Here is a 14426-nt window from a genome sequence, read left to right as displayed (position 1 = left end):
TAAATACTACTGCTCGTCGTAGAGGATTGGGCAGGGCCTTGCGGCCCGAACACACCCGGGACCAATGACCCTGATCACCCGACCCGCCCTCGCGGCCCCGCCGGAGCGTGCGACGATGGCGCGCTGATGGACACCGCACACACCACCTGGCAGCCGCCACTGATCTGGCGCGCAGCCCTGCTGCTGGCCCGGGGCCTGGTCGGCCTGCTCGCCCGCCTCGAGGTCACCGGCGACGTCCCGACCCACCTACGGCACGGTCCCTTGGTGCTGACCGCCAATCACATCAGCCCATTCGACCCGCTGGTGATGGCCGCCGCCTGCCAGACCCGCGGCGTCGCCCCCCGGATCATGGCGACCGCCGGGCTGTTCCGGGCCCCGGTGCTCGGCGCCGCCATGCGCCACGCCGGGCACATCCGGGTCGACCGGGGCACCAGCGCCGTGCACCAGGCCCTCGACAACGCCGCCACGGCCGTCGCCCGTGGCTCGGTGATCCTCATCTACCCCGAGGGGCGCATCGGCCTGGACCCGGGCCTGTGGCCCGAACGCGGCAAGACCGGTGCCGCCCGCCTCGCCCTGGCCTGCGGCGCCCCGGTCGTCCCGGTCGCCCAGTGGGGCTCGCACGAGGTGCTGCCCTACCAGGCGCCCCGCGGAATGCTGCGCGGCATCGCCCGCTCGCTGTGGCGCCGCCCGGTGATCCGGGTGCACTTCGGCACTCCCGTCGACCTGGGCGAGACGGCGGCCGCCAACCCCGGCGCGGCCCGCCGCGCCACCGACCGGATCATCGACGCTCTCACCGACACCCTCGCCCCGCTGCGCCCCGACGAACCCGACCGGCCCCGCCACGTCGACCCCGGACGCCCCACCGACCTCAGCCGCACCCACCGCCGCCGCTCAGACTGAGGCCACCGCCGCGGTTGCCGCGACGTCGAGGTGCGCCAGTGCCCGGAGACCCCGCACGGGCGCCGGAAAGCCGGGTCGGGCGCCGGGTGGAACGGTCTGCCGGGGGCCTGCGGCACCGAGGTCAGCCGGGTGCCCCCCAACACCACCTTCGCGTCCTTTGCTCTGCACCCGCGGACGCACCAGCTACTGAAGGTGACTGTCGACTCCGCGGGTGCAGAGCAAAGGACGAAGGACAGGCATCCGGAGGTGGGGGCCGTAGGCCGGTCCGGCGGGACCGTGCGGCCGACTGGCATGCCGACGTCGCGCCTGCCGCCACCGCGGACACACCTGCCGACCACGGCAACCACCCGTGCCGCCTCCCCGGCGTCCCAGGCCTGATCTTCGCCGGCAGGCCACCCGCGCTCCACCGGCGACGGGCATACTGCGTCGCGTGTTGACCCGATTCGGCTACCTCGACGCGCCCGCGCCGCTGGCGTTCGCCCACCGTGGCGGCGCCGCCGAGGGCGACGAGAACACCACCGAGGCGTTCGCCCGGGCCATCGGGCTCGGCTACCGGTACGTGGAGACCGACGTGCACGCCACCGCCGACGGCGTCGCGGTGATCTTCCACGATCCGACGTTGCGCCGGGTCACCGGCGAGGCGGGGCGCATCGCCGAGATGAGCTGGGCGGACCTCGCCTCCGTACGCGTCGGCGGCGCTGCCGTCGTACCCCGGCTCGACGAGGTGTTGGGGGCGTGGCCGCAGGTCCGCTTCAACATCGACGTGAAGGCCGACGGCGGCGTCGAGCCGACGGTCGCGACAGTGACCCGGGCCGGCGCCGGCGACCGGGTGCTGCTCGCCTCGTTCAGCGACGCCCGACTGACCCGGCTGCGGGCGCTCACCGAGGGACGCGTCGCCACGAGCCTCGGCATGCGCGGCGTCGCCCGGCTGCGGCTGGCCTCCCTGCACGGGCGTCCGCTGCGGCTGCCGCCGTCGGTGGTCGCCGCGCAGGTGCCGCCGCGCTACGGGCGGGTGCCGGTGGTGGACCGCCGGTTCCTCGACTACTGCCACCGGATCGGCCTGCAGGTGCACGTCTGGACGATCGACGAACCCGCCCAGATGCACGACTTACTGGATCGTGGCGTGGATGGCATCATGACCGATCACGTCGGCGTGCTGCGCGACGTCTACCGCAGCCGCGGCCACTGGGCCGCCTGAGCCATTCCAAGGACCCCCGATGGCCGAGACCGTGACCCCCACGGTGGACGACACCCCGCCTCCCGCGAGCACCCGCCGGGAGCGCCGGGGCTGGTACATCTACGACTGGGCCAACTCCGCGTTCCAGACCACCGTCATCACCGTGTTCCTCGGCCCGTTCCTGACCACTGTCGCCGAGGTGGCGGCCGGGTGCGAGCTGGGTGCGGATTCGTGCGACGGCTTCGTGTACCCGCTCGGCATCAAGGTCGCCGCCGGGTCCTACTACCCGTACCTGATCTCGCTGTCGGTGTTCCTCACCGTGTTCGTGCTGCCGGTCATCGGGGCGATAGCGGACCGGTCGGCGCACAAGAAGCGGCTGCTCGGCGGTGCCGCGTTCACCGGCGCCGGCGCCACCATCGCGATGGCGTTGGTCACCGGCGACCGATACCTGCTCGGCGGGGCGCTGTTCCTGGTCGCCAACATCTCGTTCGGCGCCGCGATCGTGGTCTACAACTCGTTCCTGCCGCAGCTCGGCGGCCCCGACGAACGCGACGGCATCTCCAGTCGCGGCTGGGCGCTGGGCTACCTCGGCGGCGGTCTGCTGCTGGCGCTCAACCTGGTCGCGATCACCCTGCTCGACGACGGTGACAACCCGCAACGCACCCTGGACCTGGCCCGCTGGTCGATCGTGTCCGCCGGTGTCTGGTGGGCGCTGTTCACGCTGGTCCCGCTTCGGTGGCTGCGTGAGCGCCCGCCGGCGGCGGCACTGGCCGGTGGCGGCAACATTCTCACCGACGGGTTCCGCCAGCTCGGCCGCACCGTCCGCGAGATCAAGGCGTACCCGCTGACGCTGTACTTCCTGCTGGCTTTCCTGGTCTACAACGACGGCATCCAGACCGTCATCACCCTGGCCAGCCAGTACGGCACCGAGGAACTGCGCCTGGAGCAGAGCACCCTGATCATCACCATCCTGCTGGTGCAGTTCCTCGCCTTCGGCGGAGCGTTGAGCCTGGGCGCGCTGGCCCGGCGCATCGGCGCGTGGAAGACAGTGCTGCTCAGCCTGGTCCTCTGGACCGGTGTGATCATCGCGGCGTTCCGGCTGCCCGCCGAGGCGCCGGTGCCGTTCATGGTCCTCGGCGCGGCCATCGGCCTGGTCCTGGGCGGCAGCCAGGCGCTGAGCCGGTCGCTGTTCAGCCAGCTCATCCCCACCGGGAAGGAAGGCGAGTACTACGGCTTCTACGAGATCAGCGACAAGGGCACCAGCTGGCTCGGCCCGCTCGCCTTCGGCCTGGTGTTCCAGCTCACCTCCTCCTACCGGGTGGGCCTGGTCTCACTGCTGATCTTCTTCGTGGTCGGTTTCCTGCTCCTCGCCGCCGTACCGATGCGCCGTGCCATCGTCGCCGCCGGCAACACGCCACCGCGGGTACTCTGAGCACGCGTCCCGCGCCCGACAGATCAGGAGTGGCCGATCGGCTAGGCTGCCCGACCGTGACTGACGACGCCACCACCGCCCCGACCTGCCTGGCCCATCCGTTTCCCGGCCAGCCGCACGCTCCGGCCGCGTGCGCGGCGGCGCGTGGGCTCGACGGGCGGCCGGTGCACGCGGCGGCGTTGAAGTTCTTCTGGGGGCCGATGGACTGCGGCAAGTCCACGATGGCGTTGCAGATGAACTACAACCACGCCCGGCAGGGCCGGCGCGGGCTGGTCACCACCCGCATCGACCGGTCGCTGGGACCGCAGGTCACCACCCGCATCGGCCTGGCCCACGAGGCCATCGAGGTCACCGACGACCTGGACCTGCGGGCCCTGGTGCGCGGCCGGTGGGCCGACGGGGTACGCGTGGACTACCTGATCTGCGACGAGGCGTGCTTCTACACCGTCGAGCACGTCGAGCAGATGGCCGAACTGGTCGACAGCTACGACGTCGACGTGTTCGCGTTCGGCCTGGCCACCGACTTCCGGTCGCGGATGTTCCCCGCCGCGCAACGCCTGTTCGAACTGGCCGACGAGGTGGCCCGCATCCAGGTCGAAGTGCTCTGCTGGTGCGGCCGCGAAGGGCTGCTCAACGCCCGCGTCGTCGACGGGCGGGTCGTCCGTGAGGGCGCCCAGGTCGTCATCGGCGACACCGTCGACACCGCCGAGGTGCGCTACCAGGTGCTCTGCCGCCGGCACTACCGCAGCGGCGACCTCGGCCCCCGCGACTGAGGCGGCCCACCAGCTGGAACCGACCCGGTGCGCCGGACGGTCAGGACGGCCGCCGGGCCGCTGCGGCCCGCACCCGGAACCGGTCGGTCAGGATCACGGCGACCGTCACCGCCAACGCCACAGCGGCGCACACCGCGACGGGTGCCCCCAGCACCACAGCTGTCGGCATCAGCGCCAGCAGGACCACCACCGCCGCGACCCGGCTGATCGGCAGGATCCGCCACAGCAGCGCCTTGTAGGCGGCGTGCCCGGCCAGGAACAGCGCGGGACCCCCCAGGGTGAGCAGTACGTCGACAGTGGTGGCCGGCGCGCCGGGCTCCCGCAGCAACCGCTCGTCCGCCGCCGACGCGACGACGACACCGGCGACGATCACCGGGTGCAGGAAGTTGAACGCGACCCGGCTCAACGCGCCGGTACGCTCCCCGGCCTGGGCGATGACCTGCGTGGCCGCCGGGGCCGAACGGGCGAAGTACACCCACCACAGCGCCACCGAACCGCCGAACGCCAGCAGGAACGCCCCGGACGTCACCAGGTTCACCTGCGACGTGAGGGTGCTGCCGGTGACCAGGATCGACTCCCCCAGCGCGATCAGAACGAACGCCGCACACCGTTCGGCCAGGTGCCCGCCCTCCACCATCCACCGCTCGGGACGGCTGCGTCCCCGTCGCGGCAGCGGATAGCCGAGCGAAAGGCCGACCACCTCGATCACGATCACCGCCGCCCACACCGCGTCCCGGGCGGCACCGCCGACCAGGCCACCGACGACCACGAGCACCGACGTCCCGGTGATCCACGGCAGCGACTGCTGGAATCCGGCCACCAACCACGGACTGCCCTGCACCGCCCACAACGAGAACAGGGTCCGGCCCACCTGCACGATCACGTAGACCAGCGCGAAGAGCAGGCCGGTCGCGCCGAACGCCTCCGGGATCGCCGCCGACAACAGCAGGCTGCCCAGCCCCACCCCGATCAGCATCGTCCGCACCGGCCCCTGGTCCGGTTGCAGCCAGTTCGTCAGCCAGGTGGTGTAGACCCAGACGAGCCACACCAGCGCCAGCAACAGGCCGGTACGTCCCGCGCCCCGCCAGTCCAGGTGCGCGAGCAGGTAGTGCGACAGCTGGGTGATGGTGAAGATGAAGACGAGGTCGAAGAAGAGTTCCGTCGAGGTGGTCGGCTGCACCCCCTCGCGCGGTCGCAGCAACTGTGGGCGTAGCGGGGCGGCGACCGTGGGCCTAGAAGGGGTCACCGCACACCCGCCAGCTCCCGTCCTCACGGACCACCGGCAGGCGACGTTCTTCGCTGAGCCCGCCGTCGCGGGTCACCTTCACGGTCACCGTGCCCTGCGGTCGTCCGCTGCGGGTCGCGACCGACACGTCGGTGATCTCGTAGTCGGTGACCATCGGTGGTGTCCGCACCCAACTGGTGAAGCCGATCGCGCTCCAGCGGCTGCGCGCGTCCTCGCAGAGCCGCTCGTACGCCCGGTCGCTGTCGCCGAGGGCCACCTCGCTGAGGAAACCGTCGGCGGTCTCCCGGATCGGGCCGGCGGCCTGCCGGACGGTCTGCAGGTTCCAGGCGCCCAGCCCGGCCACCCCCACGCAGCACAGCGCCACACCGAACCCGGCGAACGCCAACCCGGTGCGCATCGGGCGGTGACGCCGGGCCGGTCGGCTCCACGACTGGCCCGCACCCACGACTACCGACCGTAGAGAAGACGGTCACGCCGACGGGCGACAAGCCGGAAACTGGGTGCGCCCGATGGGCGGGTGTGCCCTGTTCGCGGCGGCCCCGCATCGTCTACCGTCGGCGCACATCCCCCGAGCAGTGCCAGGAGCCGATCGATGAGCCGCTTCGTGCAGCCGGTACCACCCCCCGTCGACCCGTACGCCGGCGATGGTCTGCTGCGGTCCTGGCTGGAGCGTCACCTCGGCCCGGGCGGGCACGCCGCCGCGAAGGGCCGTCTCGCGGACCTGGCCGCCGACGTCACCGGCCCGCTGCGCGCGGCGCACGCCGACGCCGAGGCGAACCCGCCGACACTGGTCCGCTACGACCCGTGGGGTGCCCGGATCGATCGCATCGACACCTCCGCCGGTTGGCAGGCGCAACGTGCCGCCGCCGCCCGACACGCCGTGGTGGCGCTGCCCTACCTGCCGGACGCGCGGGGCACCTGGGGTGCCGCCGCGCGGGTCGTGCAGCACGCCCTGCTGCACCTGTACGGGCCGGAGTCGGCGACGTTCTCCTGCCCGGTGGCGATGGCCGACGGGGCGGCGGCGCTGCTCAGCACGCCCGACGTCGACGCCACGGTCCGCGACACGTGGCTGCCCCGGCTGATCTCCACGGACCCGGCCACGGCGATCACCAGCGGGCAGTGGATGACCGAGTCGCAGGGCGGTTCCGATCTGGGCCGCTCCAGCACCCTCGGCCGACCCGCGGCGGACGGTTCGTGGCGGCTGACCGGGGAGAAGTGGTTCTGCTCCGCCGCCGACGCGGCGATGGCGGTGGCGCTGGCCCGGCCCGAGGGCGCCGGGCGGGGCAGCCGGGTGCTCGCCCCGTTCCTCGTTCCCCGGTACGCGGTCGACTCACCGCTGGCCGACGGCGCGGCGCCCGGTGCACCCGCACCGGGTGTCACGGTGCACCGGCTCAAGGACAAGCTGGGCACCCGGGCGCTGCCCACCGCCGAGATCGGCCTGCGCGACGTGTACGCCCTCCCGCTGGGTGACCCGGCGGTGCCCGGTCTGGTCCGGGCGATGACTCTGGTCGTGGTGACCCGGGTGCACAACGCCGCGGCGGCGGCCGGCGGGATGCGACGGGGTCTCGCCTACGCCCGCGCGTACGCCGAGGTGCGGCACGTCGCCGGCGGCCCGCTGGTGTCCTCGCCCCTGCACCGGGCCACCCTGGGCACCCTCGCGGTTGACGCGGCGGGCGCGTTCGCTCTCGCCGGGCACGCCTTCGCCCTGCTCGGGCGGGTCGAGGTCGGCGCCGACCCGGAGGCCGCGGCCGAGCTGCGCATCGTGGCACCGTTGGCGAAGCTCGCCACCGGTCGGCTCGCCGTCAGCTCCGCCAGCGAGTACGTGGAGAGCTTCGGCGGGGCCGGCTACGTGGAGGACACCGGCGTGCCCCGCCTGCTGCGCGACGCCCAGGTGCTGCCGATCTGGGAGGGCACCACCAATGTGCTGGCCCTGGACGTGCTGCGCGCGTTGACCCGGGAGGACGCCGGGACGCCGCTGCTGAGTCGGCTGACCGCCGCCGTCGACCTCGCGCGGCCGCTGTCGCCGGTGCTGGCCGACACCCTGGCCACCGCCGCCGCGCAGTTGGCGGAGACCATCGCCGCGGTGACCGTCGAACCGGGTGCGCCGGCGGTGCTCGCGGGTGCCCGCGGTCTGGCGTTGCGCCTGGCGTACGCGCTGACCACCGCGTTGCTCGTCGAGCACGCCACGTGGGGCGACGAGCAGGCGGAGCTGGCCGCCCGGCTGTGGGCGCGCCGTTGGCTGCGGCACGAGGAGATCGCCGAGGACGCCCACCATCACCTCGACTTGCTCTGCTGACCGGTCGGCGCGAGCGGACGGGTGAACGCCATGTCGGTGCTGATCGAGCTGGGTGACGACAGGGGCGCGCCCCTGGAGGAGCGCCGCCCACCGCCGCAGGTGTCCCGCCGCTGGCGGGTGGCGGTGCTGGTGGCGGCCTGTGTCCTGCTGCTCGGTGGTGCCGCCCCGGCCGCGCGCCTGACGCCGCAGTCCGGGCCGGCGCTGCCCGCCCGGGCGACGGTGCTGGGCGCGGGGCCGCTGCTGCTGGTCGTCGACCCTGAGCCGAACCCGCCGACGCTGAGCGCCTACGACTCGGTCGCGCCGAACGGCCCGCCGCGGTGGCGGGTCACAGTGCCGCCCGCCGCCGGGTGGTCCGCTGAGGTCGCCGGTGATGTGTTGCTGCTGGTCGAGCGCGACCAGGCGCTCGGGGCACGGATGACCACCGGGCGGTCGTTGCGGACCGGCGAGCCGGTGTGGCGGCGACCCGAGCGGGTGTACGCGGCCGGGGACGCGGCGGTCGCGGTGAGCGAGGTGCGCAGCGCCTCCGAACCGGGTCGGCGGGTCGAGGGCACGGTGCACGGCGTCGACCCGGCCACCGGCGCGACCCGGTGGTCGGTCCCGCTGCCCTCCACTGCGGTGCTGCGGGCGCTGCCCGGCCTGCCTGGGCGGGTGCTGCTGGTGCAGGACGACGGGTTGGTCCGGCTGCTCGACGCCCGCGACGGCACCGAACGTGGGCGGGGACAGCTTCCGCCGGCCGACTACGGCCCGGACAATCCCCAGGTCGTCGGGGCGCACCTGGTGCTGCGCCACCCACGCGGCGGTGCGGTGGCGCTGACCGGCTACGACCTACCCGGGCTGGTGCCGCGCTGGCGGTCGCCGGTGCAGCCGGGTGACCTGATCCTGCGGCCCTGCCAGGGTCTGCTCTGCGGGCAGGACGAGCAGGGACGCTGGGCGATCGACGCGGGCAGCGGGGTGCGGGTGTGGACGTGGCCGGGCGGGGCGCGCTGGCGAACGGTCGCTGGCCCACGGGTCGCCACGGAACCCCTGGTGGTGCTGGGGATGGCGGCCGACGGTAGGCGCTCCCTGGTCGCGACGGTGGGGCGCGACGGTCATCGGGTGTCCGCTGTGCTCCCGGCGGGTGTGACCGACTGCCGCCGGGTCGGCGCCGGGTTGATCTGCCGCGACGGCACGGCCCGCGTGACGTTCTGGCCCCTCGACATCCCCTGACCCCGGGTCAGCGCAGGGGGCCTCGGGTAACGGCAGCGCGCATCGTCGCCGGATCTCCGGCCGGGACGAACTCCAACCACCACGTGGCCCCGGCGGCGGCCAGCTCGCCGAGGTAGGCCCGTTCGGCGCGTTCGTCGGAACGGCGTCGCCGGCCGCCGATCGCCACGTCGAACGGCTGACCGTCGGCGCGCGTCGATGGCAGGGCGTTCGCCAGGTCGTGGACCTCGTCGGGGGTGAAGTCGGACCACCCGTCGGTGTCGGTGAGCTTGTACGGCACGATGCCGTCGGCGCGGGCGGCCCGGCGGCGCACCGCCCCGGCCTGGGTGCTCCCGCCGACCCAGACCGGCACCCGCGGCGACTGCACCGGCGCAGGCCGCAGCGACACCCCGTCGGCGCGGTAGTGGGTGCCCTGGTGACTGACCCGCCCACCGCTGAGCAGCCCGGTCAGCAGGTCGAGACCCTCGTCGAGCATCGCGGCCCGCACGGACACCTCGGTCTGCTCGCCGAAGGCGACCAGACCCCGGTCGCCGGGGTCACCGACACCGACCGCCACTGTCGCCCGGCCCGCGCTGAGGTGGTCGAGGGTGAGGACCTCCCGCGCCAACTTCGCCGGGCGGCGTCGGGGCAGCGCGGTGACGGTGGTGCCCAGTCGCACCCGGTCGGTGCGCCCGGCGATCGCGGCGAGGACGAGCCACGGGTCGTAGGTGAACGGCTCGTCGCCGGAATAGTGGATCAGATAGTCCTCCAGGAACACGCCGTCCCAGTCGGCGCGTTCGGCCAGCTCACCCAGCTCGACCAGTGTGGACACCGCGATCGAGGCTCCACCGCAGGAAATCTCCAGACCGTGTCTCATCCGCCGACCGTAGGGCGGGGGCCTGACACTGGGGCGCGGCGAGTGTCGCGGAACCGAAGGTGTCGGGCCCCGGCGGCATACTGCCGGCGTGACAGTTTCTGCCGACCTCGCGATGGTCAACCTCGACAGTTCCGATCCCGCCGGCCACGCCGCGTTCTATCACGAGGCGCTCGGCTGGGAGGTCACCCACAGCCAACCGGAATACGCGATGATCAGCTCCGGTGGTGTCTCCATCGGCTTCGGGCTGGTGGAGGGTTACCGACCGCCCTCCTGGCCGGACGAGACCGGTGACAAGCGCTACCACCTGGATCTTTACGTCGACGACCTGGCGGCGGCGGAGGAGAAGTTCGTTGCCGCTGGCGCGTCGAAGCCGGCCTTCCAGCCCGGTGGTGAGCGGTGGGTGGTGCTTCTCGACCCGATCGGGCAGCCGTTCTGCATCTGCCCCCGCCCGCAGAGCTGACGCGGGCGGACGCAGAGCCGCGGCAGCGCTGCCCGCGCTGCTCAGCCGCGACGACGCGACCGGGCCGCCCACACCGCGTAGGCCGGGTCGCGGTCGAGGTTGTGCCGGTCCCGGTCGTAGCGGCGGGTGGTGCGCGGGTCGGCGTGCCCCATGGCGTCCTGCACGTCCTCCAACGGCACGCCCTCCGAGCGGGCCGTGGTGGCGAAGGCGTGCCGCAGCGAGTGCGGGGACAGCTTCGCCCAGGCCGGGATGCCAGCGGCGCGGGCCAGCCGACGGACCATCCGGAACACCGAGTGCCGGTCCAGCCGGGCACCGCTGGCGGTGACCAGCAGCGGGCCGGTGAGCTGCGACACCGGCACGCCGGTGGTGGCGGCCCGCTGGGCCAGGTAGGCGTCCAGGGCGTGCCCGGTGCCGGGGGTGAGGGCGCGGCGGCGTTGTTTGCCGCCCTTGCCGACGAAACGCACGCTGCGGTGGCCGCGTTCGGTGCCGAGGTCGGTCAGGTCCAGCGAGATCAGCTCCCCGACCCGCAGGCCCAGGTCGGCGAGGAGCGCGAGGGCTGCCCGGTTGCGGACGGCGGTCGCGCCGGTGTCCGCGTCGGCGGCGCTGAGCAGGGCGTCCACCTCCTCGGGGGTGAGCCCGACCGTGGCGGAGTGGTCTCGGTCGAGGCGGGGGCGGTCGGCGCCGGAGACCGGGTTGGCCGGCACAGCGCCCAGTTTGACCAGGAAGTCGTACCAACTGGACAGCGCCGAGAGTCGGCGGGCGACTGTCGCCGGGGTCAGTGGGCGGCCACTGCGGGTGCCGAGGCTGCTCTCCAGGGCGCGGGCGTATTCGTTGACGTGCAGGAACGTGGCCCGCAGCGGGTCGAGGTCGTGCCCGCTGCACCAGGTGAGCCAGCCGGTGACGTCACGTCGGTAGGCGTCTCGGGTGTGCTCGGACAGCCGCCGGTTGCGCAGCCACGCCTCGGTGACCTCGACCGGCCCGCTCGGCAGCGCCGGTGGCGCGGACGGGCGGGCGAGCACCGGAGCGTCGGAGAACACCATGTGAAAAAGGCTCTCAGCCTCGGGTGGGATCGGCGTGCAGGCGCGCCGATCCCACCCGTCACCGTGTCGGGTCAGGCTTTGATCTCTCGGCGGGCGGCGCCGTTGGCCTGGATGGTCACCCGGCGGGGCTTGGCGCGCTCGGCCACCGGGATGCGCAGCGTCAGCACCCCGTTCTCGTAGCCGGCCTCCAGCTTGTCGGTGTCGAGCGTGTCGCCGAGGAACAGTTGCCGGGTGAAGGTGCCCATCGGGCGTTCGGCGGCGACCAGCTCGACGCCGTCGCCGGCGGGCCGGCGACGCTCGGCGCGGACGGTGAGCACGTTGCGCTCGACGGTGCAGTCGATGCTGTCCGGGTCGACGCCGGGCAGGTCGAACGCCGCGTAGAAGTGGTCGCCGTCGCGGTAGGCGTCCAGGTGCATCGTCGCGGGACGGGCCGCCGTACCGAAGAACTGCTCGGCGAGCCGGTCGATCTCGCGGAACGGGTCGGTACGCATCAACATGGTCATGCCTCCTCGGATCTCCTGGCCGAAGGTGATGAGTTGAGCCGGGGTGACTCAACTTCCTCTTCTTATTTAGCGCCTTCGGAAGCGAACGTCAACTGCTTCTCGAACCAGTGGTCGGCGTAGGGGCCCCGCGAGTACGCCGGGATCTCCACGTAGCCGTGCCGGGCGTACAGGGCGCGGGCCTCGACCAGGTCGTGCCGGGTGTCGAGCCGGATCCGGTCCGTCCCGGCCGCGCGGGCCTGCTCCTCGACGGCGGCCAGCAGCACGGCGCCCCCACCGGCGCCGCGATGCTCACCGCGGATGAACACCCGGGTCAGCTCGGCCCATCCCGGTTGCCAGCGCAGCCCGGCGCAGCCGGCCAGGTCGGTGCCGTGGTGGGCGAGCAGGAGCAGCCCGCTCGGCGCGGTCAGGTCGTCGCTGGGTATTTCGGCCAGGGCGGCGTCGACCTCACCGGGCCGGGCCGGGCGACGGTGGTAGCGGACCACCATCTCGGTCATGTACTCGCGCAGCAGCAGCACCGCGTCGGGGTGGTCGGGCCGGCTGGCGCTTGTCGTCCAGGTGGGCCGGGCGGTAACGGTCACCTGTTGATCATCACCGCCCGGTCAACGGTTTTATCCGGTCGCCCCGGTTCGCGTACCCGGTGTCACGGCCTCGCCGACCCGTAGCAGCGGCCAGTCGGCCAGGTCCCGCAGCAGTTGCCGATCGTGGGTGGCGACGACGACGGCGGCGCTCGTCGCGCGGATCGCGGCGGTCAGCTCGTCGGCAAGCGTCGACGACAGGTGGTTGGTCGGCTCGTCGAGCAGGATCACCGTGGGCCGCCCGGCCAGCACCAGTGCCAGATCGAGACGGCGCTGCTGCCCCTGCGACAACCGCCCGACGGGCGTACGCGTCGCGGCGGAGTCCAGCAGCCCGAGCGATCCGAGCGACACGGCCTCGGCGGCGGGCAGCACCCCAGCGGACACCAGCCGTCCCACCTGGCCGGCGTACACCTCGTCGGCGGTGAGTTCGGGAGCCTGCCCGGCGGTCTCCTGGGTGAGCCGGGCGACCCGGGCCTCCCTCGCCGTCCAGGTGTACCCGTCGGAGGGTTCGAGCGCTCCGGCGAGCACCGCGAGCAGTGTGGACTTCCCGGCGCCGTTGGGCCCGGTGACAAGCAGCCGGTCGCCGCCGTCGATGGTGAGGTCGACCGGACCAGCGAGCCGCCCGTCGACGGCGACACCCTGCGCGCGTACCTGCGGCGCGCCCTGCCGTACGCCGAGGTCCGGCAACCGCAGCGTCGGCGGTGGTTTCGGTACGTCGATCCGGTGTGCCTGGAGCGCGTCCTGCTGCCGGTTCAGGGCCTGCACGACGCCCGGCGCGCGGGACTGACGCTGGTGCTTGCCGGTCCCCTTGTCCGGTCGCCAGCCGGTGGAGAGCCGGTCGCGGGCCTTCGACACCGCGTCCTGGAGTCGTCGACGCTCGGTCTGCTGCTGCTCGTACTCCTGCTCCCAGTGCTCCCGCTCGCGACGGCGGGCGTCCTGCCAGGCGTCATAACCGCCGGCGTGGAGCCGCGCCTTCGCGTCGTGGGTGGGGTCGAGGTCGAGGAACCGGTCCGCGACGTCGCGGAGCAGCGCCCGGTCGTGGCTGACGATGGCGAGACCGCCGTCGTGCTCGCGGAGCCGGCGGGTCAGGAAGTCCAGGCCGCCGGCGTCGAGGTGGTTGGTCGGCTCGTCGAGCAGCAGCACATCGTGGCGGGCGCCGAGCAGGCACGCCAGCCGCACCCGGTAGCGCTGCCCCACCGACAACGTCGCCAGGGGGCGGTCGCGGTCGGTGCAGGCGTCGAGGGCCTCCAGTGCCACGTCGACGCGGCGCTCGGCGTCCCACGCGTCGAGGCGGGTGGCCGCGTCGAGCGCGGCGGCGTAGCGGTCCTCGGCGCTCGGGGCGCCAGCAGTCAGGGCAAGGGTCGCCTCGTCCAGCGCGGCGAGGGCGGTGAGCGACGCGGCGAGGGCCTCGGACGTGAGGGTGCCGACCGTCTCGCCGTCGCGGGCGGGTAGCTCCTGGCGGGCCAGTCCGATCGTGCCGGCCCGCCGCACGGTGCCGCCGTCCGGCGTGATCAGCCCGGCGAGGACGTGCAGCAGCGTCGTCTTGCCGCGGCCGTTCTCGCCGACGACCGCCACCCTCGAACGGGCGGAGACGGTGACCGAGACGTCGGTCAGGACGCGCCGGGACCCGCGGGTCACTGTGACGTCGGTGGCGCGGATGTGCGCGCTGCCGGCCTCGACGGGCCGGGACGTGGTTTCGGGGTTAGGTGTGAGGTTCAACGGTGCTCCGCAGCTCGCGATGGAGCCGGGCAGCAGCTAACGGCCGCCCGGCGGGAACCGGGACGGCGAGCGCGAATTCAGCAGAACGAAGGGCGCCGCCGTCAGCGGGCGGAGCGGACCTTCTGCGACCAGATACCTCGTGCCATGACGGCGATGCTAGCAACCTCGACGCGTCGAGTCCTGGGGGTTTCGCCCACCCCGTGGTCAGCGCGACACGAGGTGGGCGGGGGGAATATCAGGGTGCCG

The 14426-nt window shown here is 73.4% G+C and carries 14 protein-coding genes; 7 read left to right on the top strand and 7 right to left on the bottom strand.

What is annotated here, in order from left to right; all coding sequences use genetic code 11:
* Positions 1–126: 126 nt before the first annotated feature.
* From ABZU43_RS17425 to ABZU43_RS17410, 4 genes are all read left to right on the top strand, one after another.
* Positions 127–900: a lysophospholipid acyltransferase family protein gene (locus ABZU43_RS17425; RefSeq protein ID WP_355007522.1), complete on the top strand. Its 774-nt coding sequence runs from the start codon at positions 127–129 to the stop codon at positions 898–900.
* A gap of 430 nt (positions 901–1330) precedes the next feature.
* A complete protein-coding gene (locus ABZU43_RS17420; protein ID WP_355007521.1) occupies positions 1331–2098 on the top strand; it encodes a glycerophosphodiester phosphodiesterase in 768 nt (255 codons plus the stop codon).
* A 19-nt stretch (positions 2099–2117) separates the two neighbouring features.
* A complete protein-coding gene (locus ABZU43_RS17415; RefSeq protein WP_355007520.1) occupies positions 2118–3509 on the top strand; it encodes an MFS transporter in 1392 nt (463 codons plus the stop codon).
* 164 nt (positions 3510–3673) lie between these two features.
* Positions 3674–4282 carry a thymidine kinase gene (locus ABZU43_RS17410; protein WP_238688998.1) on the top strand — a complete coding sequence of 203 codons (609 nt, stop codon included), beginning with the start codon at positions 3674–3676 and terminating at the stop codon, positions 4280–4282.
* Between the two features lie 40 nt (positions 4283–4322).
* Here the strand turns inward: ABZU43_RS17410 and ABZU43_RS17405 are convergent, their stop codons facing one another.
* Complete coding sequence (locus ABZU43_RS17405) at positions 4323–5528, bottom strand: low temperature requirement protein A (protein WP_355007519.1); 1206 nt, start codon at positions 5526–5528, stop codon at positions 4323–4325.
* The gene (locus ABZU43_RS17400) at positions 5515–5925 is read right to left on the bottom strand and encodes a hypothetical protein (RefSeq protein WP_355007590.1); all 411 of its coding nucleotides are present in this window, start codon (positions 5923–5925) and stop codon (positions 5515–5517) included. Before ABZU43_RS17400 ends, ABZU43_RS17405 begins: the two co-directional genes overlap by 14 nt.
* 195 nt (positions 5926–6120) lie before the next feature.
* Between ABZU43_RS17400 and ABZU43_RS17395 the strand changes: the two genes are divergently transcribed.
* Together ABZU43_RS17395 and ABZU43_RS17390 are read left to right on the top strand one after the other, a co-directional pair.
* Positions 6121–7824 carry an acyl-CoA dehydrogenase family protein gene (locus ABZU43_RS17395; protein WP_355007518.1) on the top strand — a complete coding sequence of 568 codons (1704 nt, stop codon included), beginning with the start codon at positions 6121–6123 and terminating at the stop codon, positions 7822–7824.
* A 30-nt stretch (positions 7825–7854) separates the two neighbouring features.
* On the top strand, positions 7855–9030 hold the full coding sequence (locus ABZU43_RS17390; protein WP_355007517.1) for a PQQ-binding-like beta-propeller repeat protein: 1176 nt from the start codon (positions 7855–7857) through the stop codon (positions 9028–9030).
* Positions 9031–9037: 7 nt separating this feature from the next.
* On the opposite strand, the gene ABZU43_RS17385 is transcribed toward ABZU43_RS17390, so the two are convergent.
* A complete protein-coding gene (locus tag ABZU43_RS17385) occupies positions 9038–9883 on the bottom strand; it encodes an LLM class flavin-dependent oxidoreductase (RefSeq protein WP_355007516.1) in 846 nt (281 codons plus the stop codon).
* Positions 9884–9971: 88 nt separating this feature from the next.
* Between ABZU43_RS17385 and ABZU43_RS17380 the strand changes: the two genes are divergently transcribed.
* On the top strand, positions 9972–10343 hold the full coding sequence (locus tag ABZU43_RS17380; RefSeq protein WP_355007515.1) for a VOC family protein: 372 nt from the start codon (positions 9972–9974) through the stop codon (positions 10341–10343).
* A 41-nt stretch (positions 10344–10384) separates the two neighbouring features.
* On the opposite strand, the gene ABZU43_RS17375 is transcribed toward ABZU43_RS17380, so the two are convergent.
* The 4 genes from ABZU43_RS17375 to ABZU43_RS17360 form a co-directional block, all read right to left on the bottom strand.
* A complete protein-coding gene (locus ABZU43_RS17375; protein WP_355007514.1) occupies positions 10385–11383 on the bottom strand; it encodes a tyrosine-type recombinase/integrase in 999 nt (332 codons plus the stop codon).
* A gap of 71 nt (positions 11384–11454) precedes the next feature.
* Positions 11455–11880, bottom strand: coding sequence for an Hsp20/alpha crystallin family protein (locus tag ABZU43_RS17370; protein WP_355007589.1), 426 nt, complete (start codon positions 11878–11880; stop codon positions 11455–11457).
* Between the two features lie 68 nt (positions 11881–11948).
* Positions 11949–12464, bottom strand: coding sequence for a GNAT family N-acetyltransferase (locus ABZU43_RS17365; protein WP_355007513.1), 516 nt, complete (start codon positions 12462–12464; stop codon positions 11949–11951).
* A 30-nt stretch (positions 12465–12494) separates the two neighbouring features.
* Positions 12495–14180, bottom strand: coding sequence for an ABC-F family ATP-binding cassette domain-containing protein (locus tag ABZU43_RS17360; RefSeq protein WP_355007512.1), 1686 nt, complete (start codon positions 14178–14180; stop codon positions 12495–12497).
* Positions 14181–14426 lie beyond the last annotated feature (246 nt).

The organism is Micromonospora sp. NPDC005205, from assembly GCF_040608275.1.
Lineage (GTDB): Bacteria > Actinomycetota > Actinomycetes > Mycobacteriales > Micromonosporaceae > Micromonospora.
The sequence above is the reverse complement of the archived record's forward strand: the minus strand, read 5'-3'. Positions and strand labels throughout refer to the sequence as shown.

Coding starts and splice junctions, on each gene's coding strand:
- ABZU43_RS17390 (WP_355007517.1), top strand. CDS start 7,855: ATGTCGGTGCTGATCGAGCTGGGTGACGACAGGGGCGCGCCCCTGGAG.
- ABZU43_RS17385 (WP_355007516.1), bottom strand. CDS start 9,883: ATGAGACACGGTCTGGAGATTTCCTGCGGTGGAGCCTCGATCGCGGTG.
- ABZU43_RS17395 (WP_355007518.1), top strand. CDS start 6,121: ATGAGCCGCTTCGTGCAGCCGGTACCACCCCCCGTCGACCCGTACGCC.
- ABZU43_RS17375 (WP_355007514.1), bottom strand. CDS start 11,383: ATGGTGTTCTCCGACGCTCCGGTGCTCGCCCGCCCGTCCGCGCCACCG.
- ABZU43_RS17400 (WP_355007590.1), bottom strand. CDS start 5,925: ATGCGCACCGGGTTGGCGTTCGCCGGGTTCGGTGTGGCGCTGTGCTGC.
- ABZU43_RS17425 (WP_355007522.1), top strand. CDS start 127: ATGGACACCGCACACACCACCTGGCAGCCGCCACTGATCTGGCGCGCA.
- ABZU43_RS17415 (WP_355007520.1), top strand. CDS start 2,118: ATGGCCGAGACCGTGACCCCCACGGTGGACGACACCCCGCCTCCCGCG.
- ABZU43_RS17370 (WP_355007589.1), bottom strand. CDS start 11,880: ATGTTGATGCGTACCGACCCGTTCCGCGAGATCGACCGGCTCGCCGAG.